25 protein-coding genes are annotated in these 24,905 nt (G+C 29.8%); 10 read left to right on the top strand and 15 right to left on the bottom strand.

Annotation, left to right across the window (positions count from 1 at the left end; translation table 11 throughout):
* Positions 1 to 7 precede the first annotated feature (7 nt).
* Positions 8 to 709 carry a lysophospholipid acyltransferase family protein gene (locus ACTTAR_RS05530; RefSeq protein ID WP_440697917.1) on the top strand — a complete coding sequence of 234 codons (702 nt, stop codon included), beginning with the start codon at positions 8 to 10 and terminating at the stop codon, positions 707 to 709.
* Here the strand turns inward: ACTTAR_RS05530 and dnaN are convergent.
* The 4 genes from dnaN to mutM form a co-directional block, all read right to left on the bottom strand.
* Positions 706 to 1,818, bottom strand: a complete 1,113-nt coding sequence (gene dnaN / locus ACTTAR_RS05525; protein ID WP_440697915.1) for a DNA polymerase III subunit beta — start codon at positions 1,816 to 1,818, stop codon at positions 706 to 708. The genes ACTTAR_RS05530 and dnaN overlap by 4 nt on opposite strands.
* On the bottom strand, positions 1,808 to 3,226 hold the full coding sequence (dnaA, locus tag ACTTAR_RS05520; protein WP_440681326.1) for a chromosomal replication initiator protein DnaA: 1,419 nt from the start codon (positions 3,224 to 3,226) through the stop codon (positions 1,808 to 1,810). The genes dnaN and dnaA overlap by 11 nt, the downstream gene beginning before the upstream one ends.
* A 327-nt stretch (positions 3,227 to 3,553) precedes the next feature.
* Complete coding sequence (rpsT, locus tag ACTTAR_RS05515) at positions 3,554 to 3,814, bottom strand: 30S ribosomal protein S20 (RefSeq protein WP_440681327.1); 261 nt, start codon at positions 3,812 to 3,814, stop codon at positions 3,554 to 3,556.
* 48 nt (positions 3,815 to 3,862) lie between these two features.
* Positions 3,863 to 4,726 (bottom strand): bifunctional DNA-formamidopyrimidine glycosylase/DNA-(apurinic or apyrimidinic site) lyase, encoded by an 864-nt coding sequence (mutM, locus tag ACTTAR_RS05510; protein WP_440681328.1) that lies wholly within the window; start codon positions 4,724 to 4,726, stop codon positions 3,863 to 3,865.
* 29 nt (positions 4,727 to 4,755) lie between these two features.
* On the opposite strand from mutM, the gene ubiE reads away from it, so the two are divergent.
* Genes ubiE through ACTTAR_RS05480 form a run of 6 tightly spaced genes read left to right on the top strand, consistent with a single transcriptional unit; the run spans position 4,756 to position 9,862 of the window.
* Positions 4,756 to 5,460, top strand: coding sequence for a bifunctional demethylmenaquinone methyltransferase/2-methoxy-6-polyprenyl-1,4-benzoquinol methylase UbiE (gene ubiE, locus ACTTAR_RS05505; RefSeq protein ID WP_440697914.1), 705 nt, complete (start codon positions 4,756 to 4,758; stop codon positions 5,458 to 5,460).
* Complete coding sequence (ubiB, locus tag ACTTAR_RS05500) at positions 5,460 to 7,028, top strand: 2-polyprenylphenol 6-hydroxylase (RefSeq protein WP_440681330.1); 1,569 nt, start codon at positions 5,460 to 5,462, stop codon at positions 7,026 to 7,028. The genes ubiE and ubiB overlap by 1 nt, the downstream gene beginning before the upstream one ends.
* Before the next feature lie 8 nt (positions 7,029 to 7,036).
* Positions 7,037 to 8,242 carry a bifunctional phosphopantothenoylcysteine decarboxylase/phosphopantothenate--cysteine ligase CoaBC gene (coaBC, locus tag ACTTAR_RS05495; RefSeq protein WP_440697913.1) on the top strand — a complete coding sequence of 402 codons (1,206 nt, stop codon included), beginning with the start codon at positions 7,037 to 7,039 and terminating at the stop codon, positions 8,240 to 8,242.
* On the top strand, positions 8,242 to 8,679 hold the full coding sequence (gene dut, locus ACTTAR_RS05490) for a dUTP diphosphatase (protein WP_440681333.1): 438 nt from the start codon (positions 8,242 to 8,244) through the stop codon (positions 8,677 to 8,679). The genes coaBC and dut overlap by 1 nt, the downstream gene beginning before the upstream one ends.
* Entirely contained in the window at positions 8,676 to 9,431 is a 756-nt protein-coding gene (locus ACTTAR_RS05485) for a HesA/MoeB/ThiF family protein (RefSeq protein WP_440681334.1), read from the top strand. The genes dut and ACTTAR_RS05485 overlap by 4 nt, the downstream gene beginning before the upstream one ends.
* Positions 9,422 to 9,862 carry an SH3 domain-containing protein gene (locus ACTTAR_RS05480; protein WP_440681335.1) on the top strand — a complete coding sequence of 147 codons (441 nt, stop codon included), beginning with the start codon at positions 9,422 to 9,424 and terminating at the stop codon, positions 9,860 to 9,862. The genes ACTTAR_RS05485 and ACTTAR_RS05480 overlap by 10 nt, the downstream gene beginning before the upstream one ends.
* Here ACTTAR_RS05480 and ACTTAR_RS05475 read toward each other — a convergent pair.
* From ACTTAR_RS05475 to ACTTAR_RS05460, 4 genes are all read right to left on the bottom strand, one after another.
* Positions 9,859 to 10,452 carry a DUF3501 family protein gene (locus ACTTAR_RS05475; RefSeq protein WP_440681336.1) on the bottom strand — a complete coding sequence of 198 codons (594 nt, stop codon included), beginning with the start codon at positions 10,450 to 10,452 and terminating at the stop codon, positions 9,859 to 9,861. The genes ACTTAR_RS05480 and ACTTAR_RS05475 overlap by 4 nt on opposite strands.
* A 2-nt stretch (positions 10,453 to 10,454) precedes the next feature.
* Positions 10,455 to 11,786, bottom strand: a complete 1,332-nt coding sequence (locus ACTTAR_RS05470) for a (Fe-S)-binding protein (protein ID WP_440693552.1) — start codon at positions 11,784 to 11,786, stop codon at positions 10,455 to 10,457.
* Positions 11,787 to 11,945: 159 nt separating this feature from the next.
* Positions 11,946 to 12,362: a rubrerythrin family protein gene (locus ACTTAR_RS05465; protein WP_262590070.1), complete on the bottom strand. Its 417-nt coding sequence runs from the start codon at positions 12,360 to 12,362 to the stop codon at positions 11,946 to 11,948.
* 106 nt (positions 12,363 to 12,468) lie between these two features.
* Positions 12,469 to 12,897 carry a Fur family transcriptional regulator gene (locus ACTTAR_RS05460; protein ID WP_262590069.1) on the bottom strand — a complete coding sequence of 143 codons (429 nt, stop codon included), beginning with the start codon at positions 12,895 to 12,897 and terminating at the stop codon, positions 12,469 to 12,471.
* A 94-nt stretch (positions 12,898 to 12,991) separates the two neighbouring features.
* On the opposite strand from ACTTAR_RS05460, the gene fabA reads away from it, so the two are divergent.
* Genes fabA through ACTTAR_RS05445 form a run of 3 tightly spaced genes read left to right on the top strand, consistent with a single transcriptional unit; the run spans position 12,992 to position 15,492 of the window.
* A complete protein-coding gene (gene fabA / locus ACTTAR_RS05455; RefSeq protein ID WP_440681338.1) occupies positions 12,992 to 13,492 on the top strand; it encodes a bifunctional 3-hydroxydecanoyl-ACP dehydratase/trans-2-decenoyl-ACP isomerase in 501 nt (166 codons plus the stop codon).
* Entirely contained in the window at positions 13,492 to 14,703 is a 1,212-nt protein-coding gene (gene fabB / locus ACTTAR_RS05450) for a beta-ketoacyl-ACP synthase I (RefSeq protein WP_440681339.1), read from the top strand. The genes fabA and fabB overlap by 1 nt, the downstream gene beginning before the upstream one ends.
* A gap of 3 nt (positions 14,704 to 14,706) precedes the next feature.
* Positions 14,707 to 15,492, top strand: coding sequence for an enoyl-ACP reductase FabI (locus ACTTAR_RS05445; protein ID WP_262590066.1), 786 nt, complete (start codon positions 14,707 to 14,709; stop codon positions 15,490 to 15,492).
* Positions 15,493 to 15,565: 73 nt separating this feature from the next.
* Here the strand turns inward: ACTTAR_RS05445 and pnp are convergent, their stop codons facing one another.
* The 7 genes from pnp to lnt all read right to left on the bottom strand — a co-directional run bounded on the left by pnp (position 15,566) and on the right by lnt (position 24,905).
* Positions 15,566 to 17,638, bottom strand: coding sequence for a polyribonucleotide nucleotidyltransferase (gene pnp / locus ACTTAR_RS05440; RefSeq protein ID WP_440693544.1), 2,073 nt, complete (start codon positions 17,636 to 17,638; stop codon positions 15,566 to 15,568).
* Between the two features lie 57 nt (positions 17,639 to 17,695).
* A complete protein-coding gene (gene rpsO / locus ACTTAR_RS05435) occupies positions 17,696 to 17,944 on the bottom strand; it encodes a 30S ribosomal protein S15 (protein WP_075485648.1) in 249 nt (82 codons plus the stop codon).
* A gap of 12 nt (positions 17,945 to 17,956) precedes the next feature.
* Positions 17,957 to 18,325, bottom strand: a complete 369-nt coding sequence (gene rbfA / locus ACTTAR_RS05430; RefSeq protein WP_075485631.1) for a 30S ribosome-binding factor RbfA — start codon at positions 18,323 to 18,325, stop codon at positions 17,957 to 17,959.
* The gene (gene infB, locus ACTTAR_RS05425) at positions 18,325 to 20,544 is read right to left on the bottom strand and encodes a translation initiation factor IF-2 (RefSeq protein WP_440697912.1); all 2,220 of its coding nucleotides are present in this window, start codon (positions 20,542 to 20,544) and stop codon (positions 18,325 to 18,327) included. The genes rbfA and infB overlap by 1 nt, the downstream gene beginning before the upstream one ends.
* Before the next feature lie 10 nt (positions 20,545 to 20,554).
* Positions 20,555 to 22,108, bottom strand: coding sequence for a transcription termination factor NusA (gene nusA, locus ACTTAR_RS05420; protein WP_440681343.1), 1,554 nt, complete (start codon positions 22,106 to 22,108; stop codon positions 20,555 to 20,557).
* Positions 22,109 to 22,204: 96 nt separating this feature from the next.
* Positions 22,205 to 23,374 carry a methionine adenosyltransferase gene (metK, locus tag ACTTAR_RS05415; RefSeq protein ID WP_440697911.1) on the bottom strand — a complete coding sequence of 390 codons (1,170 nt, stop codon included), beginning with the start codon at positions 23,372 to 23,374 and terminating at the stop codon, positions 22,205 to 22,207.
* Complete coding sequence (gene lnt, locus ACTTAR_RS05410; RefSeq protein ID WP_440681345.1) at positions 23,367 to 24,905, bottom strand: apolipoprotein N-acyltransferase; 1,539 nt, start codon at positions 24,903 to 24,905, stop codon at positions 23,367 to 23,369. Before lnt ends, metK begins: the two co-directional genes overlap by 8 nt.

Here is a 24,905-nt window from a genome sequence, read left to right as displayed (position 1 = left end):
TGAAACAATGATAAGAAACTTTTTATTTTCGATAGCATTTTTTACTGGAATAATTTTTATCTCTTTAATTTTTTTGCCAGCATTTTTTTTACCTAGAAAAATTGTTTTAATTGGTGGAAAACTAATGGGTTATTGGACAGGTTTTTGCTTAAAAACAATTTTATCTGTTAAAATTTTTGTTAAAGGAAAAGAAAATATTGTTAAAAATGAAAAATTTTTTATTGCTGCATCTCATCAATCAATGTTTGAAACTTTTTATTTACAAACAATTTTTAATTCACCAGTATTTATTCTTAAAAAAGAGTTGCTGTTAATACCTATATTCGGTTGGTATTTAAAAAAAATAGGCTCAATATCAATTAAACGAAACAAGGTAACAAAAGATAATTTAGATTTTTTTAAAGACATATCTCACATGATAAACACCTCGAATAGACCATTAATAATATTTCCTCAAGGAACTAGAGTTCAACCAGATGAAAGACCAATGTTTAAAAAAGGAGCTTCTAGAATTTATGAAGAACTGAAGGTAACATGCCAGCCAATAGCAATTAATTCTGGCTATGTTTGGCCTAAAAACGGTCCTAAAAATAGTCATAAGACAATATCAATATCAATTTTAAAACCAATTTCTGCTGGCCTACCCAAGGAAGAATTTATAAAAACTTTAGAAAAAGATATATATACTGAACTTGATTTATTAAACTAGCCTTTCATAGGCATAACAACATAAATACTATCAAAATCACCTGGATCTTTTATTAAAGCTGGAGAGCCTGTATCATTAAAATATATTTCCACTCTATCTCCATCAAGTTGTGAAGCAACGTCTAACAAATATCTAGAATTAAAGCTTATTTCTAAATCATGTTCAAATTTAACATTTAATGTTTCTTTACCATCACCACTATTTGTATTGTTCACAGATAAATCCAGTGTGTCTTTTGATAAATTAAATTTCACACCATCTTTTTTATCTAAAGAAACAGAGGCAACTCTATCTACTGAATTTAAAAATAACTTTAAATCTATTTCTAATTTTTTTTGATTATTTTTAGGAATTACTTGAATATAATTTGGAAATTTTCCATCAATAAGTTTAGATATTAAAATACTATTATTTAATTCAAATTTAATTTTTGATTTAACATTTGATACTTTTACATCGCCATCATAATTATCTAATAACGAACAAAGTTGAAAGATTGTTTTTTTAGGTAAAATAATTGGTTCAAAATCAATTTTTTCATCTAGTCTAATTTTAGAAATTGACATTCTATGACTATCTGTTGCAACTGCTGTTAAATAATTTTTATCCTCAACTTCAGTTTGATGAAAATAAATTCCACTTAAATAATGTCTGGTCTCATCATTTGAAACTGAAAATTTACATTTATTTAGAAGTTTTAAAAGTTGTTTTGATTTTATAACAAATTCATTTTCATTAAAATTTTCGTCAGTTAATGGAAATTCTGTTGCACTAATACAATTTAAATTAAAAATGGATTTCTCGGATTCGACTTGTAATTTACTTACATCTGTTAAAGATAAATTTATTTTTTTTCCTGAATTGAGCTTTCTAATAATATCATACATTATCGATGAAGTTGTCGTTGTTTTTCCCTCTTCAATAATCTCAACATTGCTCAACTTATGAATAAATATTAAATCTAAATCAGTAGCAGTAATTGTTAAATTTGAATTACTCACATCCAATAGAATATTTGAAAGTATTGGTAGTGTACTTCTTTTTTCTATAACACCTTGGCAATAATTTAATGCTTGCTGGAGATCTTGCTGATTTACGTTAAATTTCATTTTCTTTATTATTATACAATATCTGGTTTTTTAACTTATTAATATTCTCAACCATTTCAGTATCTTTTTCCTTTAATTTTTCAATTGTTTTTACCGAATGAATTATAGTTGTGTGATCTCTATTTGAAAATTCTCTTCCTATCTCTGGTAATGATTTTGAGGTTAAAATTTTCGTTAAATAAATCGCTGTTTGCCTAGGTCTTACTAAATATCTTGACCTTCTAGAGGATAACATTTCATTTTTACTAATTTTAAAAAATTTACAAACAATTGTCTGTATTAAATCAATTGTAACTTTATTTTCTGCAAGATTTAGCAAATCTTTTAAAACTACTTTTGTTTCGGATAAATTTGGGGCTTTGTTATAAATTCTTGAAAAAGAAACAACTCTATTAATTGCTCCAACTAACTCCCTAATACTTCCTGTAATTTCAGAACTAATAAAATTCTGAATTTCTTTAGAAACACTTAGTTGATCTGAATACAAATTATTTAATTCTTCAGTTTTCTTCTCGACTATTTTTTTTCTTAATTCAAGATCAGGCTTTTGAATATCAACTACTAGTCCTCCAGAAAATCTAGATTTAATTCTTTCTTGAATTCTTGATAATTTGTTTGGAGCTCTATCAGCAGAAACAATTATTTGAGATCCTTTATCTAGTAAAGCATTAAAAGTATGAAAAAACTCTTCCTGCATAGCTTCTTTTCCACTTATAAATTGAATATCATCAATTAGTAAAATATCTGTGTTCCTAAAATATTCTTTAAACTTAACCATGTCATTTGCTTTGATAGATTTAACGAACTGATACATGAAACGTTCTGCTGAAATGAACATAACTTTATTATTTTTTTTTAATTCTAAGCCTATAGAATTTAACAAATGAGTTTTACCCATTCCAACTCCACCATAAATGTATAATGGATTATAATGAGAAATATTTTCTGAAACTTTTAAAGAAGCTTCATATGCAAGTCTGTTGCTACTTCCCGTTATGAAGTTATCAAACCTTTTGTTTGGATCAATACGATTATATTGAAGATAAGAATCTTTAATAAATGAAATATTTTGGTTAGTATTATTTTCTATTTTTTGATTTTTTTCGGTAAAATTATTTTTAGCTTGTTCTACAATTTTAAATTCTATTCTGATTATATCTTTTTTGTTCAATCTAACTATTTGCAATATTTGGTCTAAATATCTTGAAGTAATCCAATCTCTTATGAATCTTGTAGGGACTGATAATAATAAATAATTATTAAATTCTTCTACAAAAGTTATTTTTTTTAACCAACTTTCATAAACCTCTAAACCTAGTTTATTTCTCATCTCAGCTTGAACCAACTCCCAATCAAAGCTATCTGAGTTTATATTAGTTAAATTTTTTGTATTTATAGGTTTGTTCATAAAATATATGGAGAAATCTCAGTTAGAACGATTTAAAAAAATTTGCAACAAGTTAATAAAAAAATATAAAAAAAAATAAAATCTACGATTGTAGTTTTGATTGTCGCATTATTTTTTTCAAAATTTTTTAAAAGAATTTTTTTTGTATTAATTAGAATAACAAAACAATTTATAAAATTTCTAATTGAATCAAACGTAGATTGAATCAAATATAAATTGTATTTGCTATATTCATACGTTTACTAAATCTAAATATAGTAATTTTTTTTTTATACTTGTTATATGATGTGTTAAATTTTTATATCTAAAAAATAGATATTTATAATTTTATATTGTTGAAATTTTCTTAGTAATTCTTGAAACGTTTCTTGATGCGTTCTGCTTTTTAATTATTCCAGTCTTGGCTATTTTCATCAACTCTGAGTTTAATTTAGGTAAAAATTTTAATGCCTCATCTTTCTTTTTGGCATCAATTAAAGTGTTCATCTTCTTTAATGCATTTCTAAATCTACTTTTTCTAGCTTTATTTACAGCTGTTTGCTTAGAAATACGTCTTATACGTTTAATAGCTGATTTTGTGTTTGCCATGCGCAGGGGTATAGCTTGAGATCTTAAAGTGGTCAACTAAATATTTAACTATTTTTGACAGGAAACACAAAAGAAAGTGGATCTATTTGATATAATTTTTTTTTTTATAGTACCTCTACAACCTCTTGTTTTACATCTTAATCCCTCTTGCTGATAAACATTGAATTCCTTTTGAAAATTTCCCAAAATACCTGAAGCATCTTTAAAATCTCTTATACTTGATCCTCCTTTTTTAATTGCTTTTGAAAGTACTTTTTTTGAATTTAAAATTATTTTTTTACAATCATCAATGGATAATAAGCTTGCTTTTTTAAAAGGATTAATTTTACTTAAGAACAAAATTTCGCTTGCGTAAATATTACCAATACCTGAAACAAATTTTTGATCCAATAAAAAGTTTTTTATACTTTTATTCTTTCCTTTAAAATATTTAAATACATAATTTAAGTTAAATTCTGAATTAAATGGTTCTGGTCCTAAGTTTTTTAATCTATTTTTTAAATCATCATAAGTCTCAATCAGTTCAAAAAAACCAAATCGTCTTGGATCGTTATAAATTACTTTTAAAGAATTAAATATCAATTCAATATGATTATGTTTATTCGGAAGTATTGGAGAGTGATAAAAACTTGTATTGGTAAATTTTGATTTTTGTTTTTTACTTAAAACATGAATTGTACCTGACATTCCCAAATGTATTATACAAAAACCACTACTCTTAAAATTTATTATTAAATATTTTGAAAATCTATCAACTTTAGCAATTTTTTTATTTTTAAGGAAAGTAGAAAAATTTTTTGGAATTGGGAATCTAAGATTTTTATTTCTAATGATTACTTTTTTAATAGTTTTTTGTTTGATTTTTTTGTCTAGTGATTGTCTGACAATTTCTACTTCTGGTAATTCTGGCATTTCGTACTATATTAAATATATATTTTTATATGCAACAATATCTTCAAAATAAAAAAGGTCTAGTAGAGGAAGTTTTTGATCAAGTTTATAGTAAGTACGACTTGATGAACGATTTCATGTCATTGGGGATCCATCGTTTTTGGAAAAAAAGTTTGATCAATATAATGAATCCATCTTCAAATAAAAGTCTAGTGGACGTTGCTTGTGGAACAGGAGATATTGGTAAATTATTTTTAGATAATACTCGCGAAAGATCAGAAGTAATTTGTGTAGATCCAAACAAAGGTATGATTAGTGAAGGTAAACAAAAATTATCTAACTATAAAAATATAAAATGGGTCAATTCAGCAGCTGAAGATCTTCCTCTCAAAGATAATCTTTTTGATTATTACACAATAAGTTTTGGCTTAAGAAATACAAAAAATTTAGACAAAACTTTATCTGAAGCTTATAGAGTGTTGAAGCCAGGCGGTAGATTTTTGTGCTTAGAATTTTCAAAAATTCAAAACTCTAACTTAGACTTTATTTATAAAAACTATTCAAAGCTTATACCTCATATTGGTCAGCTCATTGTAGGTGATAAAAAACCTTATGAATATCTGATAAAGAGTATTGAAGAATTTATTAATCAAGAAGAACTAATTGATTTAATGAAAAAAAATAATTTTACAAAATGTAGTTATAGGAATTTTTCTGGAGGAATAGTTTCTATTCATAGTGGCTGGAAGATATAATGATTAAAAAATTAATTACATTATTTAAATTAGGTAGAAAAATTGCAAAGTCTGATATTTTAAAAATTGCATCAAAATTTAAAAAACCACCTATCGGAATTACAATTTTATTTCAGTTATTAGCAATTTCATTTAAAAAAAAAGATTTAAATCAAAACATTCAAGATGATGGGGAAAGACTTTCAAAATCATTGGAGTCCATGGGAACAACATTTATAAAACTTGGACAATTTTTAGCAACTAGACCAGATATTATAGGTGAGGAGCTTTCCGCAAAACTAGAAAATTTACAAGATCGTTTACCACCATTTTCAGTTAATCAGGCAAAAAATATAATTAAAAAAGACCTAGGCATTGATGCTTTTAATTCTATTATTGATTTGAGCGAACCTGTGGCTGCTGCATCTATAGCTCAAGTTCATAAAGCAAAAATTAATGATAATGGAACAATTAAAGATGTAGCTATTAAAATTTTAAGACCAGATATCAAAAAGATTTTTAATGAAGAAATTGATGCCATGATGTTGTTTGCATTTATCATTGAGTCATTTGTAAAAAAAACAAAAAGATTAAAACTTGTAGAGGTTGTTTTTTTGTTAAAAGAAATAACTAACCTTGAAATGGATTTAAGATTTGAGGCTGCAGCTGCTAACGAATATGCAGAAAATACAAAAAATGATGCTGGATTTAAAGTTCCTGAAATATATTGGAATTTTACCAGTGAAAATGTCATGACTTTAGACTGGATAGATGGTGTTTCAATTCGTGAAACCGAAGAATTAAAAAAAAGAAATCTAAATACAAGTAAAATTGCTGAAGATATCATCCAACATTTTTTAAGACACGCTGTAAGAGATGGTTTTTTTCATGCAGATATGCATCAAGGTAACATATTTATTGATGATAATGGCCAAATAGCCCCCATAGATTTTGGAATAATGGGTAGATTAGACAAAATGAGTAAACGTTTTTTGGCTGAAATTTTATTTGGATTTATCCAAAGGGATTACAGAAAAGTTGCTGAGGTGCACTTAATAGCTGGTTTAGTTCCTAAAGATGTTCCTATTGATGATCTTGCTCAAGCATTAAGATCAATAGGTGAGCCTATATTTGGACAAGAAGTCAAAGATATTTCTGGGGGAAAACTACTAAAGCAACTTTTTGATGTGACTGAAAAATTTAATATGCAAACCCAGCCTCAATTATTAATGCTTCAAAAAACAATGGTTGTAGTTGAGGGAGTTGCAAGAAAATTAAATCCAAACACCAATATATGGACGACGTCTAAACCAGTTCTTGAAAGTTGGTTGAGAGAAACAAAAGATCCTATAAGTAATTTGAATGAAACATTAAAAAATACCTCAGAGGTAATTAAAAGACTACCTGAATTTCCTGAGATCATGGATAAAGCAAATCAAGCATTAACATTTTTAGCTAGTGGACAAATTCCTCAAAACTCAAATTCATATACTGCATTGAATGATAAAAAATTAGAAATGGTAGCTTTTAGAAATCAATCAATTATTGGCTTATTACTTCTTGTAATTTTTGGTCTTATAGTATTTTAATTCGACAAATGAAAAATCTTCATAACAAAAAAATTCTGTTTATAATTTGTGGTGGTATTTCTGCATACAAAAGCCTTGAAACAATAAGATTGTTTAAAAAAAATGGTGCAGAAATAAAAACTATACTAACATCAAGTGCTAAAGAATTTGTAACTCCCTTATCAATTACATCTTTATCTCAAGGAAAAGTTTATACTAATTTATTTAATGTAGAAAATGAAACTGAAATGGACCATATATCTTTATCAAGATGGGCTGATGTAATTGTTGTTGCCCCTACAACTGCAAACACTATTTCGAAACTAGCACAGGGTTCAACAGATGATTTAGCATCTACAGTTATACTAGCTTCAAATAAAGATATTTATTTAGCTCCTGCAATGAATGTTAGAATGTGGGAACACAAATCTACAAAAATGAATTTAAAAAAATTAAAAGATTATGGATATAAATTCATTGGTCCAGAGATCGGTGATATGGCATGTGGTGAATATGGTGAAGGCAAAATGTCCGAACCATTAAAAATTGCAGATGAGTTAAATCAATTTTTTTTAAACCAAAGTCAAAATAAAAAATTTAAAGCTTTGGTTACCGCCGGACCAACAAATGAGTATATCGATCCTGTTCGTTTTATAACAAACAAATCAAGTGGCAAACAGGGATATGAATTAGCTAAATGTCTATCAAAAAAAGGTTTTGATACAACACTGATTTCAGGACCAACTAATCTAGAAGTAGAACAAGATATTAAACTCATTAAAGTTGAAACAGCGGATGAAATGTTTGCCGCTACACAAGATAATTTGCCTGTAGATGTAGCAATTTTTTCAGCAGCAGTATCAGACTTTAAAGTAAAAAATAAATCTCAAACAAAGATAAAAAAAGAAGAATCATTAAATTTAAATTTAGAAAAAAATGTTGATATTTTAAATTATATATCAAATCATAATTCTATGAGGCCTGAAATTGTGATTGGTTTTGCAGCAGAAACGAATGAAGTTTTAAAAAATGCAGAAGAAAAATTAAATAAAAAGAATTGTGACTGGATAATTTCTAACGATGTTTCTAAAAAAAACATTGGATTTAACTCTGACTATAATGAAGTTACAATCCACTACAAAAATAAATCTTTAAAAAGTGAAGTCCTACCGTACAAAAGAAAATCCGAAATTTCTGAAGAAATAGTTGATAGAATAATTGATCAATTAAATTAATGGCAAAAATCCTTGTTAAAAAATTAGATCCTTCAATAGAGCTACCTGCCTATAAAACAGAAGGGGCTTCAGGAATGGATCTTATGGCTTTTATAAAGGAACCTATTCTACTTAAATCTGAAAATTCCTGTTTAGTTCCAACTGGAATTGCTGTTGCTTTTTCAAATGAATTTGAAATTCAAATACGACCCCGATCAGGTTTAGCAGCAAAAAATAATATTAGTGTTTTAAATACGCCAGGAACAATAGATAGTGATTACAGGGGAGAGATAAAAGTAATACTTTACAATCACGGAAAAGAAGATTTTTTAATAAACAATAAAGACAGAATAGCTCAATTGGTTCTTACACCAGTGATAAAAATAAATTTTGAAGAGACAGATGAGCTTCCAGAAACAATAAGAGGCGAAGGCGGATTTGGCTCAACGGGAAAATGAGCAAAAAATTAAACAAAAAACAAATCGAGCGTTTTTCAAGACAAATAATTCTAAAAAATATTGGTATTTTAGGTCAAAATAAAATTTCAAATTCAAAAGTATTAATAATAGGCATGGGTGGTCTTGGATGTCCAGTGGCAGAATTCTTAACTAGATCAGGGATTGGCTCATTGGGAATTGTAGATCACGATCGAGTTAGCCTTTCAAATATTCATAGGCAAAGTTTATTCAATGAAAAAGATTTAAATAAACCAAAAGTTAAAATTGCTAAAAAGAAGTTAAACAAGATTAATTCTTTAACAAAAATAAAAATTTTTAATTACAAATTAAATAAATCTAATTTTCAAAAAATTATTAAAGATTATGATTATATTGTTGATGGAACTGATAATTTTGAAAGTAAATTTCTAATTAATGACTTAAGTTTCAAATATAAAAAATTTTTGGTAACAGGTGCTATAAGTAAATTTGATGGTCATATCTTTACATTTAATTTCAAAAACAAAAAAGAACCATGCCTTCGATGTTTTTATCAAGAGGAAAAAATATCAAATGAAATACTTAATTGTGAATATGAGGGAATCTTAGGAACTGTTGCAGGAATTGTTGGCACAATGCAAGCAAATGAAATTTTAAAAAATATTTTAAATATAGGCCAAAGTTTAAATAATTATATTTTAATTATTGATTTATTAAATTTAAATTTTAGAAAAGCAAAAATTACAAAAAGAAAAAACTGTCTATGCCATTAATTATAAGAATAATTTTAATTTTTATTTTATTAATATCAACAAGCTCAGCAAAAGAGATATTTGTTTCTTTAAAAAAAAATAAAGTAAACGTTAGGTATGGTCCAAGTTTTGACTCAGATGTAAAATATGTTTACAAAAAAATTAATCTTCCTTTAAAACAAATAGATAAAAAAGAAAACTTTAGAAGAATTATAGACTTTAAAAACAATGGTGGTTGGATACATATATCTCAATTAAAAAAAAATAATTCTGTAATAGCAACCAAAGATAAAATTTTATTTAAAAACCCAACATCTTTTTCAAAACCTATTGCTCTTATTAAGCAAGGTAGGTTATTAATATTCGAAAAATGTGAGCAAGAATGGTGTGAAATAACCTCCGGAGAATTTCAAGGTTGGATTAAAACAGATAATATCTGGGGATTTAATTAACTAAAATCAGCCGAAAGTGACTTTTTGTTCTCAGCAGATAACTTGGTAGTATGAGAATATTCTTTGTGATCTATTCCTATTTCAACTTCAATTTCTTCAGATTTAAATTTAGCTATTTGGTCGTCTGAAAAATTAAAATGAATAAATTGAACTGAAGAAGCTTTTCCTTCAGCTGATGTTCTATCAACATCTTCCTCTGGTATAGCTTTTATTTTTTCTCCATTAATTTTCATAAACACAGTTTCCTCAATTCCGCCTACTTTTCCAAGGAAAGCCGCGCGAGATATAGGGTTGTCTATTTCAAACATTAATGTAGCAGTTAATTCTTTACCATTTGGTATTAGAGGATTGTATGCTGACAACTCGTCTTTAAGCTGTTCATCTCCACCTTTTTCAATATATAGCATTTCTTGAACTTGAGCCAACATTGTCTCGTAGCTTTCAAAGTAAAAGGTTGCATAAGGTCCTAATGCAATTCTTCTATTTTTTTTAAAATCAACAATGCTTTTTCTTAATTCTCTTCTGTTTTTTGTATAGACATCTAATGGCATAATGTCTTCTTTTTGTATCTCTCTTTTTTCTCTTGGCATAATCATAATTTATAACTTTTAGCCATCAATTCGATAGGATGTAGTGCCTCATCATTGGAAATGTTAGTATCCACTTCAAGCTGCTTTAAGTGCTTACCTGCTAAAGGACAATCAGAAGCCATGTACTTGTTATTTTTTGTTTTAATTTGTCTTGCAGTTGGTCTTCCTACTTTATTGGCCAGATCATGTGTTTCTTTCATCACACCAAAAGTTCCACCATGCCCGGCACATTTCTCTACAACATCAATTTTAACATTCGGGATAAGTTTAAGCATATCTCTCGCTTTGATACCCATGTTCTGTGCTCTTGCGTGACACGCATGGTGCACTGTCACTCCACCATCTATTTCTTGTAAACCATCTGCTAATCCCTCATTGTTTGCAATATCAACAACATACTCATCGATATCCATAACGTTTGCAGATAATTTTTTTATTTTATCATCATTAGGTAAAAGCAATGGCCATTCAAATTTTAACATTAAACCACAACTAGCGGTTAATGTAACAACTTTGTAACCTTTGTTAATCCATTCAACTAAATCTTTAGAAACTTTTTTAGCCTGTTCCACAACTTTAGGAAGATCAGCTTGCTCTAAGAATGGCATTCCACAACATCCAGGATAGGCTTCTTGAACTTCTACACCATTTTTCTTTAAAACTTTTAAAGCTGCGACACCCGTATTTTTTTTATTAAAGTTAACAAAACAAGTAGAATAAATTACAACTTTTCTATCATTAGTTTTTGTCTCATAGTTTATTTTGTCATTATTTTTCTTAAAAAAGTTAGAAAAAGTTTCTGAATTGTATTTTGGAAGTTGAACCCTTTTATCGATACCAGCAACTACCTCTAATATTTTTCTGAACAACTTATTTTTTATATCTGATGCCCAATTAATTATTTTAGAAAATAAAACCCCAATTTTTGCGTTTCTATCTATTTGGGCTAATTGCATTGGAACACTTGGTAATTTACCTAATTTTTTCTGTGCTGTTCTGTACCTCAACATTAAATGAGGGAAATCAAGATCAAAATCATGAGGAGGTACATAAGGACATTTGGTCATAAAACACATGTCGCAAAGAGTACAGGCATCAACAACCGGAGCAAATTGCTCACTTTTTAAACTCTCTACGTCTTCATTTTCAGACTCATCAATCATATCGAACAATTTTGGAAAGGAATCACAAAGATTAAAACATCTTCGACATCCATGGCAAATATCAAACACTCTTCGCATTTCTGCATCTAATTTTTCAGGATTTAAAAAATCTGGATGCTCAAAATCAATAGGGTGACGTATTGGGGCGTCTAGACTTCCTTCTTTGCTCATACGATTATATTAGAAATTATAATTAATGATAAAGAAACTAATACCACTGGTTCATTAAACCAATCTTTTATTAATTGTAAAAGTTGCTCTTTCATTTTTTTTGATTTTAGAAATTTTGTTAAATTTAGTGGGCGGTAAACGCCCACTAATGAATATTATTTAGGCAATAGACTCTAAAGTTTTTTGAAATTTACCAGCATGAGATTTTTCAGCTTTTGCTAAAGTCTCAAACCAATCTGCAATTTCCTCAAAACCTTCTTCTCTTGCAGTTTTAGCCATACCTGGGTACATGTCAGTATATTCATGCGTTTCTCCCTCAATTGCTGAAGCTAAATTTGCTTTAGTTTCACCAATTGGTTTCCCAGTAGCTGGATCTCCAACTTGTTCAAGGTATTCTAAGTGACCATGTGCGTGACCAGTTTCACCTTCTGCTGTTGATCTAAATACTGTAGCTACATCATTATAACCTTCGATGTCAGCTTTTTGTGCAAAATAAAGATATCTTCTATTTGCTTGACTCTCACCAGCGAATGCTGCTTTTAAGTTCTCTTCTGTTTTACTTCCTTTTAAAGACATTTTTTTCTCCTTAATTTAACTTTATAGACCATATAGTGTCTAAAACTTTAATGTCAATAGTTTAGAATTATTATAATCTAGATTTTATATAATTGATTTAATTGAATTATTTTTGAGTTTGATTATCACTCGCAACTTTAACCAAAACTTCAACTGAATTTATTTTTTTTCCTGTAATATTTTTTTTAATATTTACTGGGTCTATATCATTTTCATCACAATCTATTAGCTGGTGGGTATCTTCATCATAAAAATGATGATGAACAGATGTGTTTGTATCAAAATAACTTTTATCGCTGTTAATCGAAATTTCTTTTAAATATCCTTTTTTCTGAAATGCATGAACAGTGTTGTAAACTGTTGCTAAAGAAATTTTTTCATTCATCTCCTCAGAAATCATTTTTACAAGATCATTAATTGTAAAATGAAAAGTTTTTTCTCTATTAAATAGAACTTCACACATTTTAACCCTTTGTTTAGTGGGTCTAAGTCCTAAATCTCTTAATTTTTCAACAAAATTGCAGTTTTTTACCATTGTATTTTATAATTATTCTAATGTATGAATAAAAATATACAGTTTTATTATATTATATTGGCATTAAATCAAGTAATAAGGTTTCTCAAAAAATATGAAAAAAAATTCCTACTCATATGACGATCTAATAAGTTGTGGAAATGGTGATCTTTTTGGACCAGGTAATGCAAAATTACCACTTCCTCCAATGTTGATGTTTGATAGAATAACTGAAATCAACGAGAATAATGGAGCTTTCAGTAAAGGCTCTTTAAAGGCTGAATTAGATATAAAAAACGATCTATGGTTTTTTGACTGTCATTTTAAAGAGGATCCAGTCATGCCTGGGTGTCTAGGTTTAGATGCTATGTGGCAACTAGTTGGATTTTTTCTGGGCTGGTTAGGAAATCCTGGCAAAGGTAGGGCTCTAGGAGTTGGTACTGTAAAATTTACTGGTGAAGTTTTACAAAATGTTAAAAATGTAAGGTACGAAATAGATATGAAAAAAATTATGTCACCAGGTGGAACAACTGTTGGTCTTGCCAATGGAATTGTACTAGCTGATGACAAAAAAATATATTCAGCAGAAAGTTTGAAAGTGGGGTTATTTAAATAATGAGAAGAGTAGTAATTACAGGATTAGGAATTGTCTCTTGTTTGGGAAACAACCAAGAGGAAGTTCATCAATCATTAATTAATTCAAAATCAGGAATTTCTTATGCTGAGGAATATAAAGAACATAATCTTAAAAGTCATGTCCATGGTAAACCAAATATAAAATTAGAAGATCATATCGATCGAAAAACAATTAGATTTATGGGTTCAGGTTCAGCTTATAATTATATTGCAATGAAAGAAGCTATTGAGGATTCTGGATTAGAAGAATCTGAAGTTAGCAATTTTAAAACTGGGATCGTTATGGGTTCTGGTGGTCCATCAATTGAAAATGTTATTTTGGCTGCGGATAAAACGAGGGCTAAAACTCCAAAATTAATGGGACCGTTCATTGTTCCAAGAACAATGGCAAGTACAGCTTCTGCAACACTTGCTGTTCCATTTAAAATTAAAGGAACCAACTACACAATGAGTTCTGCATGCGCAACAAGTGGCCACTGTATTGGTAATTCAATGGAATTAATTCAAATGGGCAAACAAGATGTTGTATTTGCAGGTGGAAGTGAAGAAGTTCATTGGGCTATGACTGCAATGTTTGATGCGATGACTGCTTTATCATCAAAATATAATGACGCTCCTGAAACAGCATCAAGAGCATATGACAAAACAAGAGATGGTTTTGTAATTGCAGGTGGTGCAGGTGTGTTAGTACTAGAGGAATATGAACACGCTAAAGCGAGAGGTGCTAAAATATACGCAGAATTAACTGGTTATGGAGCAACTTCAGATGGATACGATATGGTAGCTCCATCAGGAGAAGGTGCTGTCAGATGTATGCAAATGGCGATGGCAACTAGCAAAAATAAAATTGATTATATCAATACTCATGGAACTTCTACTCCAGTTGGAGATATCACAGAGCTAAATGCAGTTAAAAATACTTTTGGAGACAATATCCCAAAGATTAGTTCGACAAAATCTTTATCGGGACATCCACTTGGTGCGGCTTCAGTTCATGAAGCAATTTACTGTTTGATAATGATGAAGAATAATTTCATAGCTGGCTCTGCAAACATAAATGAGATGGATGAAGAAGCAAAAAAATTTCCTATAGTTTCAAAAACTGAAACAGGAGCAACTTTAAATACAGTAATGTCAAATAGCTTTGGTTTTGGTGGAACTAATGCAGCTTTAATTTTTGAAAAGGTTTAATTTATGAGTTTAATGAAAGGCAAAAAGGGATTAATCATGGGTGTTGCCAATGAAAGATCTATTGCCTGGGGTATATCTCAAAAACTTGCTGAAGCAGGTGCAGAACTAGCATTTACATATTTAGGCGATGCTTTGAAAAAAAGAGTAGTTCCTTTAGCAGAAAAATTGAATTCAAACGTTACATTTAGTTGTGATGTTGAAAAAAAAGAAGAGGTTGTAAAATTATTTGAAGATATCAAATCCCAATGGGGTGAAATTGACTTTGTGGTTCATGCAGTTGCTTTCTCTGATAAATCAGAGTTATCAGGTGAATATTTAAATACCACTAGAGAAAACTTTTTAAGAAGTATGTTAATCTCATGCTTTTCATTTACTGAAGTAGCAAAAGAAGCCTCAAAGGTAATGAAACAAGGCGGAAGTTTATTAACTTTAACTTACGAGTCTACTAAAGCTATTCCAAATTATAACGTAATGGGTGTTTGTAAATCAGCTCTTGAGGCAAGTGTTAAGTATTTAGCAAGAGATTTAGGAGCCAAAGGTATGAGAGTAAATGCTATAAGTGCTGGACCTATCAAAACATTGGCTGCCTCTGCAATTGGAGACGCAAAATTCTTATATAAATGGAATGAAGACCATTCTTTCCTTAAAAGAAACGTAGATATCCATGATGTTGGAAATTCAGCATTATATCTATTAAGTGACCTTGCAAACGGTGTTACAGGTGAAATTCACTACGTTGATGCTGGATATAACAAGGTTGGGATGCCAGATCCTAAAAATATTAGCTAAAATTTAGTTAAATTTAGTTAAAAAAAACCCCCAGAATTCTTATTCCAGGGGTTTAGAATTTTAATTTAGGCTATTACTCAGCAGCTTGTTTCATAGATAGTTTAACTTTACCTCTATCGAAACCAATCACTTTAACTTTTACTTCGTCACCTTCTTTGACAACGTCAGTAACTTTAGCAACTCTTTTATCTGCAAGTTCTGAGATATGAACCAGTCCATCTTGTTTTCCTAAGAAATTAACAAATGCACCAAACTCCATGATCTTCATTACTTTACCTGAATAAATTTTGTTTAATTCAGCTTTTGCAGTGATGTCTTTAATCATTTGCATTGCGATATTTCTAGACTCTTCATCTGGCGCAGCAACTGTTACTACACCTTCGTCATTTACATCTACTTTCGCACCTGATTTTTCAACTATCTCTCTGATTGTTGCACCACCTTTTCCAATAACAGCAGCAATGTCTTTTTTATCAACATTAACTTGTTCCATTTTTGGAGTATGTTTTCCAACATCAGATCTTGAAGCTGATAATGCTTTATTCATTTCTCCCAAGATATGAACCCTTCCATCTTTGGCTTGGCTTAACGCCTGCTCCATAATTTCAAATGTAATACCTGTAATTTTGATATCCATTTGAAGAGAAGTAATTCCATCTTTTGTTCCAGCAACTTTAAAGTCCATGTCACCAAGATGATCTTCATCACCTAAAATGTCTGATAAGACACTAAAATCATCACCTTCCTTAATTAAACCCATTGCAATACCCGCAACTGGCTCTTTAATTGGCACTCCAGCGTCCATTAACGCTAAAGACGTTCCACAAACAGTAGCCATAGAAGAAGAACCATTAGACTCGGTTATTTCTGAAACTACTCTAAAAGTATATGGAAATGCCTCTTTCGTTGGTAATGAAGAGTTAATCGCTCTCCAAGCTAATTTACCATGTCCGATTTCTCTTCTACCAGTTCCAATTCTTCCAGTTTCTCCAACTGAAAAAGGAGGAAAATTATAGTGAAGCATAAATCGTTCTCTCTGAAGCCCATCTAAACTTTCAATTCTTTGTTCGTCATCAGAAGTTCCTAGAGTTGCTACAACAATTGCTTGGGTTTCCCCCCTAGTAAATAACGCAGAACCATGAGCTCTAGGTAAAATACCCACTTCACACTCGATAGGTCTTACATCAGATAAACCTCTTCCATCAATTCTATTTTTATTTTTTAGAATATCAGTTCTAACAATTGATTTTTCTAGGCTTTTTAGCTGACTGTTAACATCAAGATCTGTATAGTTTTCATCTTCCTCATAAAGTTTTTTAGCTTTATCAGTAATTTCGGAAATTTGATTTGATCTATCTTGTTTATCTCTTGTAGCAAAAGCTTTTTTAAGATCTTCTGTAAAAGTTTCCTCAAGTTTTTTCTTAACTTCAGATAAATCTTTTTTCTCAACTGTCCATTCAGGTTTTCTACATTCTTTTGCAAGTTCCTCTATCATTTCAATCACTGGAACAAAGCCTTCATGACCAAATTTAACTGCGTTTAACATTTCTTCTTCAGTTAAACCGCTTGCTTCTGACTCAACCATAAGCACAGCGTCTTTCGTACCTGCTACAACTAAATCTAATTTCGATTTTTCTAACTCTGCTTTAGATGGGTTTAAAACATATTTTCCATCAATAAATCCAACCCTTGAGGCTCCTACAGGTCCCATAAATGGCATTCCTGATATAGCTAATGCTGCTGATGAAGCAGTGATTGATAAAATATCTGGTTCGTTTTCTTTGTCGTATGAAATTACAGTTGGTAACAACTGTACTTCATTTTTGAATTCATCAGGAAACAAAGGTCTGATTGGTCTATCAATTAATCTAGAGATTAATGTTTCACTCTCAGTTGGTCTTGCTTCTCTTTTAAAATATCCACCCGGAATTTTTCCAGCTGCATAATATTTCTCTTGGTAATTTACAGATAATGGAAAGTAATCCATATCAGGATTTACTTTTTTTGCCCCCACTACTGTTGCTAGTACGACTGTCTCTCCACATGTTGCTATTATTGCACCGTCTGCCTGTCTTGCTACTTTACCTGTTTCTAAACTTATCTTCTTTCCCGCTACTTCAATTTCCTTCTTGTATACTTTAAACATTTCATTTCCATTTCGTTTCGTTCGTTTCGTTCCATTCCGTTCTATCTATCTTGACTTCTATTTTCTTAAATTCAATTTCGACAGTACATTTTTGTAAGAATCCATTTTGTTTTTCTTTAGGTATTCTAACAATTTCTTTCTTCTATTTACCGCTCTCAACAATCCAACAGATGAATGTTTATCCTTCTTGAATTGCTTAATATGCTTAGAGAGAGTTTCAATTTTCTCTGTTAGCAAAGCAATTTGGATTTCTGAAGATCCAGTATCTTTATCATGCATTGCTAATTCTTGTGCCTTTTTGTTCATGCCTCTTTCTTCCTATTTATTTGTTTGTTTTATTAAGTTTTCTATTTTTTCCGCATACTCAAAAGATTCGTCTTTTCTAAAAAGTAATTTTGGTAAAAATTTCATAACCACTTTTTGTGATAAAATTTTTCTTATTAAAAATGAGTATTCTTTCAAAACATTAATTGTTTCCTCAGCATCTTTTCCTCCCAATGGAAGAACATATGCTTTAGCAATTTTTAAATCAGGACTCATTCTAACCTCTGTAACTGTTATAGTATTTGTTTCTAAGTTGGGCACCTTAGCCTCATTTCTTATAAAAATCATGCTTAAAGACTGCTTAATCATCTCTCCGACTCTAAGCTGTCTTTGCGATACTGGTTTTCCTATTCTATCAGCCATTAAATCGATCTCTCTGTAGATGTAACACTAAATGCCTCTATTGTGTCGTTTTTTTGGAAATCCATATAATCTTTAACAGTAATTCCACATTCTTGACCATCACTAACCTGTTTTACTTGGTTTTTCTCTCTGAAAATTGTTGAAACTTTCCCTGTGTAAATTATTGCGCCGTCTCTAATAATTCTTACATCAGAATTACTATTTATTTCTCCTTCTGTAATTTTTGAACCTGCAACTTTTCCAGCACCTGAAACTTTGAATATCTCAAGAATTTGTGCTGTTCCAGTAATTGTTTCTTGAACATCAGGAGATAATAGTCCAGACATTTTTTGCTTAACAAAATCTAAAACCTCATAAATAATATTATAAGAAGAAATTTTTATTTTTTCATTTTCAGCAAGTTTTTTAGCCTCTTTGCTCGGTTTAACATTAAAGGCTATTAATACGGCATTTGATGCTTTAGCCAATGTAACGTCGGTTTCTGTTACCATTCCTATGTCTGCTAAAATTATTTTTGGTTTAACTTCCTCATGTTTAATTTGAGCTATAGCATTTTTGATAGCCTCAGAGGATCCTTGTACATCTGATTTTATAATTAAATTTAATTCTTCAGAGGATTTGTCTGAAAAAGCAGAATCTTGAGTTGCAAAAGTTAAAGGATTTTTTCCATCTTTGCTCTCTTGAGCTCTATTTTCACTCAAAGTTTTAGCCTCTTTTTCAGTATCTAAAACAATAAAATCATCTCCAGCTTTAGCAGCACCATTTATACCTAAAACTTCTATAGGAGTTGAAGGTGGAGCTTCACTTATATTTTGACCTTTATCATTGATAATTGCTCTAACTTTTCCCCACTTTAAACCACTCACAAAAAAGTCACCTTTTTTAAGAGTACCTGTTGTTACAATAATATTTGCAACTGGTCCTCTTCCAATATCAATTTTAGATTCTAACACTATCCCTGTAGCTTTAGATTCATAATCAGTTTTTAGATCTAAAATTTCAGCTTGTAAGATTATAGATTCGACTAACTTATCTAAATTTTGTTTAGTTTTTGTAGAAACTTCAACCATTAAAGTATCTCCAGATAAATCCTCTGCAATTAACTCGTGTTCAAGTAATTGGTTTTTAATTTTCTGTGGATCTGCTTCAGGAAGATCACATTTATTTATAGCAACTACAATTGGAACATTTGCAGCTTTTGCATGTTTAATTGATTCTACAGTTTGTGGTTTTACTCCATCATCAGCAGCAACAACTAATACAACTACGTCTGTTAATTTTGACCCTCTAGCTCTCATTTCTGTAAAAGCAGCATGACCTGGGGTGTCTATGAAAGTTAATTTGTTATTTTGACTTTCAATTTGATATGCTCCAATGTGTTGAGTAATTCCACCAAATTCTCCTGAAACTACATTTGCACTTCTCAAAACATCCAGAACAGAAGTTTTTCCATGGTCAACATGACCCATGACTGTAACAATAGGGGGTCTATTTTTTAAATTTTCTACTCTTGTAGCTTTTATTTTTTGTATAATTTCTTCTGCTTTTTCCTCTCTTATTGGATTATGACCAAATTCTTTAACTAAAAATTCAGCTGTATCAGCAGCTAAAGTTTGATTAATTGTTACTGTTACTCCCATTCCAAATAGATATTTTATTACATTACTCGACTGCTCTGCCATTCTATTTGCCAACTCTCTAACAGTTATTGCTTCTGGAATGTTGATATCTCTTTTGACTGGTTTTAGGTTTTCTTGAGCCTCTTCTTTTGAAGAGTTTTTCATTTCTTTTTGTCGAGCCCTTTTAACTGATGCAAGACTTCTTTCTCTTGCTTCTATTTCATCACTTAAAGCTCTTGAAACTGTTAATTTTAATTCTCTTTTTTTCGTTCCTACTTTTAAAGTTTTTCTATCTTTGCTTTCACTGTCACCTTTTAATCTTTTTGTGGCTCTTTGTTCTGCCAATTTTCTTCTCTCAAAATCGTTCGTGATTGGAGGGGATTTTGGCGCAAAAGAAGGTTTTAAAGGTGCACCTCTGTTAAATGAAGGAGTTGATCTTGGTTTACCAGCACCTGGTCTAAATGATCCACCTCTACTGGTAAATTTTCCAGTTTGTTTTTCTATAACAACTGAATTTTTTCCATGAGATTTAGCTATCTCAATATTTTTTATAGATTTTTTGGGTGAGCCAGATATTGTTAACTTTGTTTTTTTCTCCATTGCTCATCACCTAATCTTTATAAACTATATTTCTAGCAGACATAATCAACTCATCTGCTTCTTCTTTTGAGAGAGCAAAATCTTCAAGGTATCCTTGAATTTTTACTCTTTCACCTTTAACTATATCATAACCACCTGTAAGTTCATCCGATGCTAAGTCAGCAAAGTCCTCTAATGTCAAAATTTTTTGCTCACCTAAGGTAACTAACATTCCTGGTGTTAATCCTTTTAGATTAATTAATGTGTCTTCCAAACCAAGCTCTTTAATTCTTAGTGAAATATCTTCTTGATCTTTTTGATGAAAATCTTTAGCTCTTTCAATTAAAGCCTCTGCTGTTTCTTCCTCGATTCCCTCAATTTTAATTAAATTCTCTACTGTGCTATCTTTAATATCATCAATTGTTGAAAATCCTTCAGCAACTAGTAATTGACCCAAGGTTTCATCTAGTTCTAAATTTTTGACAAAATTATCAGTTTTTTCTTTAAACTCTAGTTGTCTTCTCTCTGAATCCTCTGCATCAGTCATTATATTAATTTCGTAATTTAATAACTTAGTTGCTAATCTTACATTTTGACCTCTACGACCAATCGCTTTACTCAAATTTTCTTCTGTAAGTATTACATCAAGTTTTTTTCTTTCAGCGTCTACATTTACTCTCTGCACTTCTGCTGGAGATAAAGCATTTGATACCAATATAGCAGCATCTTCTGACCAATTTACAATATCAATTTTTTCTCCCTGAAGTTCGTTTACTACTGCTTGAACTCTTGAACCTCTCATTCCAACACATGCTCCAACTGGATCTAATGAAGTATCAACTGCTTTAACGCATATTTTTGCTCTACTTCCAGGATCTCTAGAAGACGATTTAATCTCAATTAATCCGTCATAAATTTCTGGTACTTCTTGAACAAAAAGTTTTTCCATAAATTTTGGGTGAGCTCTTGATAAGAAAATCTGTTGACCTCTTGGCTCTCTCCTTACATCATAACAATAAGCTTTTATTCTATCACCAGCTTTAATGTTTTCTCTTGGAATTAACTCATTTTTTTGAATGATTGCTTCTGTTCTTCCTAAGTCAACAATTACACTTCCAAATTCTAATCTTTTAACAATACCACTTAAAATTGAATCTTTTTTATCAATAAAGTCATTATATTGTCTTTCTCTTTCAGCCTCTCTAACATTAAAACTGATAACTTGTTTTGCAGTTTGTGCAGCAATTCTTCCAAAATCAAAAGATGGCAAAGGTTGAAGAACTTCATCTCCAACTGATTTATCTTTATTGATTTCATTTAAAATTATTGCATCTTCTAACTTTATCTCAGTATTAGAATTCTCAGGATTATCTGAGATAGTCAGTTTTCTAAATAATTCTATATCGCCATTATCTCTGTTAATAGATACTTTGATTTCATTTTCTTGACCAAATTTAGATTTAGCTGCTTTAGCAATACCTGTTTCCATAGAACTAATTATAAGTTCTTTATCTATAGATTTCTCTAAAGCTACAGCTTCAGCAATTCTTAATAACTCTAATTTATCAGCTCTTTTATTTAACATTTTTGTTTGCTCCAAAAAAAAATGGGCTAGAGCCCATTTTGATAATTCAACAATGTAAGGGCAATATAGTAAAGTTTTTTTTTAATTCAACAGAAACTATTTAAAAAAAACCTCAGTTTTATCAGTTTTTTCCCAAGAAAAAGAACCATTATCCTCAGGGTTTCTGCCAAAATGACCGTAGGCTGCTGTTTTTTCATATATTGGTCTATTTAAGTTCAGCATTTCTCTAATTCCTCTTGGGCTTAAATCAAAACTTTCATTAATTTTTTCAACAACAAATTTATTTTTTTCTATGTCATTATCAAATAAATCAACATAAATTGATAATGGTTTAGATACTCCAATTGCATAGGCAAGTTGTATTAAACATTTATCTGCTATTTTTGAAGCGACAACATTTTTAGCAATATATCTTGCTGCATAAGCAGCAGATCTATCTACCTTGGTAGGATCTTTACCCGAAAAAGCGCCTCCACCATGTGGTGCCGCACCTCCGTATGTATCAACAATAATCTTTCTTCCAGTTAGGCCACAATCTCCATCTGGACCACCAATAACAAAGTTACCTGTTGGATTAACATAAAACTCTTCATCTCTAAAATCTTGAAGAAACTGTTCAGGAATTGACTTAATCATATAGGGTCTTAACAAATCCCTCACTTGAGATTGATTAACATCAGCAGAATGCTGTGAAGAGATAACTACAGATTTAACTCTAGTAGGTTTGCCGTCAACATACTCAAATGTAACTTGGCTCTTTGAATCTGGTTCTATGTTTTTTAATTTACCAGACTTTCTATCTTCTGCCATTAGTCTTAAAATTTTGTGTGAATAATGAATTGGCGCAGGCATCAAAACATCTGTTTCATTACAGGCGTATCCAAACATAATTCCCTGATCACCTGCTCCTTCATCTTTATTTCCAGATGAATCTACTCCCATTGCAATATCAGCAGATTGAGAATGTAAATGGCTTTCTATTTTTGTTGCTTCTCTCCAAGTAAAACCATCCTGATCATAACCAATATCTTTTATACAGTTTCTTACTTTTTCAATTAATTCATCTTTTTTTATCTCAGGTCCTCTTACTTCACCTGCCAAAACAACTTTATTCGTTGTGGTCAAAGTTTCACAAGCAACTCTTGAAAATGGATCACCGGAAATATAACTATCAACTACCATATCAGAAATTCTATCTGATACTTTATCAGGATGACCTTCAGATACAGACTCGCTTGTAAAAAGGAAATTTTTTAAATTACTCATTATTTTTTCTATTAAATGAAAATATTAGAAAAATATACAACAAAATTATTATTCCAAAAATTTTATTTCCAAATTTTGAAAAAACTGTTGGTTGAATTTTTCTCATTTCAAACAAATCAATATATCCCACATCATTAAATGCTACTTGATTTTCAACAATCCCCAGTGGATTTATTATTGCTGCTATTCCATTATTAGCAGATCTTAGAACATATTTTCCACTTTCTATTGCACGATAAATACTATGAATAAAGTGTTGTTTAGGTCCTATTGATTGACCAAACCAACCATCTTCTGAAATATTTACAATAATATCAAATTCCTCATTTTTAAACAATTTTCCTGAATAAATTATTTCATAACAAATCAGAGGTAGAAATCTTAAAGAAAAGTTATTTTGATTTATCTCGATAATATCTCTTTTTTCACCTCTGGAATAAGACTGATAATTATTAGTTAAAGATCTTAAACCAATTTTTTTCAAAAAATTTTCCATTGGTAAAAATTCACCAAATGGAACTAAATTTGTTTTGTCGTAAGATTCTAGTAAGTTAAGATTATGATCATAAACTGAAAGAGAGTTAAAATATTTTGTGACTTCATTTTTTTTAGACTTACTGTTAATGCCTAATATTAATAAATGATTTTGACTAAAATGATCTTTAAATTTGAAATGATAATCCTTTATTTCATCTTGAGAAATCCCTGGTAATATACCTTCGGGCCAAATAAAAATTGTATTTGTTTCTTTTTTAGGCGAACTAATTTTAATTAAATCCTCAATAGACTTCATGGGACCATCGCCCGAATAAAATCTATCAAGTGAGATATTAGAGCCAATAAGTCTTATTTTATAGTCAAGTTCATTCAACTGAATATTGAAAAATTTATCCTTATTAGATGATCCATTTAGATAAAAAATCAAAACTAATAGAGGAAAAAGCAAACAGAAAACAATATCTTTTTTGCTATCTCTCAAGATATATAAAGCTGGACATAAGAATAATGAAATACAAAATAAATTAAATCCATAAGTTCCAATAATTGAAGTGATACTTAAAATTTCTAAATGATTTGAAAAACTATAAGCAATCAAATTCCATGGAAAACCAGTTAAAATTGATCCTCTAACAAATTCAATAATTCCAAAAAGTACCGAAAATAAAAAAAAACAACTCAATATTTTTTTAGGTTTCAAAATAACAAATAAATAAGAAATCAAACCATAAAATAATGCCAAAAATGAAGGAATAAGAATTAGAGTAAATGGAATCAGAAATCTAAAATTCTCATCAAAAGTTAAAGAGATTGAAATCCAATAAACATTAGTTAAAAAATAACCAAATCCAAACAACCATCCATAAAAAAAGAAAATTTTATGATTGTTGATTTTTTTTTTTATTAAAAAAATAAAAAATAAAGATAATGAAAAAAAATTTATTATTAAAAAATTAAATGGTGGTAAACTTAGAGAGGTTATTCCACCTAATAAGATTAAAAATATTACCTCGATATATAAATTATTTTTCAA

It is taken from the genome of Candidatus Pelagibacter sp. HIMB1709 (genome assembly GCF_052047635.1).
In the GTDB taxonomy this organism is placed as follows: Bacteria; Pseudomonadota; Alphaproteobacteria; order Pelagibacterales; family Pelagibacteraceae; genus Pelagibacter.
Note: the sequence above shows the minus strand (reverse complement) of the source record. Positions and strands in the feature narration are given on the sequence as shown.

What these genes read in the sequence shown, in the direction of transcription:
- ACTTAR_RS05530 (WP_440697917.1), top strand. Translation starts at nt 8, where the DNA reads ATGATAAGAAACTTTTTATTTTCGATAGCATTTTTTACTGGAATAATT.
- dnaN (WP_440697915.1), bottom strand. Translation starts at nt 1,818, where the DNA reads ATGAAATTTAACGTAAATCAGCAAGATCTCCAGCAAGCATTAAATTAT.
- dnaA (WP_440681326.1), bottom strand. Translation starts at nt 3,226, where the DNA reads ATGAACAAACCTATAAATACAAAAAATTTAACTAATATAAACTCAGAT.
- rpsT (WP_440681327.1), bottom strand. Translation starts at nt 3,814, where the DNA reads ATGGCAAACACAAAATCAGCTATTAAACGTATAAGACGTATTTCTAAG.
- mutM (WP_440681328.1), bottom strand. Translation starts at nt 4,726, where the DNA reads ATGCCAGAATTACCAGAAGTAGAAATTGTCAGACAATCACTAGACAAA.
- ubiE (WP_440697914.1), top strand. Translation starts at nt 4,756, where the DNA reads ATGCAACAATATCTTCAAAATAAAAAAGGTCTAGTAGAGGAAGTTTTT.
- ubiB (WP_440681330.1), top strand. Translation starts at nt 5,460, where the DNA reads ATGATTAAAAAATTAATTACATTATTTAAATTAGGTAGAAAAATTGCA.
- coaBC (WP_440697913.1), top strand. Translation starts at nt 7,037, where the DNA reads ATGAAAAATCTTCATAACAAAAAAATTCTGTTTATAATTTGTGGTGGT.
- dut (WP_440681333.1), top strand. Translation starts at nt 8,242, where the DNA reads ATGGCAAAAATCCTTGTTAAAAAATTAGATCCTTCAATAGAGCTACCT.
- ACTTAR_RS05485 (WP_440681334.1), top strand. Translation starts at nt 8,676, where the DNA reads ATGAGCAAAAAATTAAACAAAAAACAAATCGAGCGTTTTTCAAGACAA.
- ACTTAR_RS05480 (WP_440681335.1), top strand. Translation starts at nt 9,422, where the DNA reads ATGCCATTAATTATAAGAATAATTTTAATTTTTATTTTATTAATATCA.
- ACTTAR_RS05475 (WP_440681336.1), bottom strand. Translation starts at nt 10,452, where the DNA reads ATGCCAAGAGAAAAAAGAGAGATACAAAAAGAAGACATTATGCCATTA.
- ACTTAR_RS05470 (WP_440693552.1), bottom strand. Translation starts at nt 11,786, where the DNA reads ATGAGCAAAGAAGGAAGTCTAGACGCCCCAATACGTCACCCTATTGAT.
- ACTTAR_RS05465 (WP_262590070.1), bottom strand. Translation starts at nt 12,362, where the DNA reads ATGTCTTTAAAAGGAAGTAAAACAGAAGAGAACTTAAAAGCAGCATTC.
- ACTTAR_RS05460 (WP_262590069.1), bottom strand. Translation starts at nt 12,897, where the DNA reads ATGGTAAAAAACTGCAATTTTGTTGAAAAATTAAGAGATTTAGGACTT.
- fabA (WP_440681338.1), top strand. Translation starts at nt 12,992, where the DNA reads ATGAAAAAAAATTCCTACTCATATGACGATCTAATAAGTTGTGGAAAT.
- fabB (WP_440681339.1), top strand. Translation starts at nt 13,492, where the DNA reads ATGAGAAGAGTAGTAATTACAGGATTAGGAATTGTCTCTTGTTTGGGA.
- ACTTAR_RS05445 (WP_262590066.1), top strand. Translation starts at nt 14,707, where the DNA reads ATGAGTTTAATGAAAGGCAAAAAGGGATTAATCATGGGTGTTGCCAAT.
- pnp (WP_440693544.1), bottom strand. Translation starts at nt 17,638, where the DNA reads ATGTTTAAAGTATACAAGAAGGAAATTGAAGTAGCGGGAAAGAAGATA.
- rpsO (WP_075485648.1), bottom strand. Translation starts at nt 17,944, where the DNA reads ATGAACAAAAAGGCACAAGAATTAGCAATGCATGATAAAGATACTGGA.
- rbfA (WP_075485631.1), bottom strand. Translation starts at nt 18,325, where the DNA reads ATGGCTGATAGAATAGGAAAACCAGTATCGCAAAGACAGCTTAGAGTC.
- infB (WP_440697912.1), bottom strand. Translation starts at nt 20,544, where the DNA reads ATGGAGAAAAAAACAAAGTTAACAATATCTGGCTCACCCAAAAAATCT.
- nusA (WP_440681343.1), bottom strand. Translation starts at nt 22,108, where the DNA reads ATGTTAAATAAAAGAGCTGATAAATTAGAGTTATTAAGAATTGCTGAA.
- metK (WP_440697911.1), bottom strand. Translation starts at nt 23,374, where the DNA reads ATGAGTAATTTAAAAAATTTCCTTTTTACAAGCGAGTCTGTATCTGAA.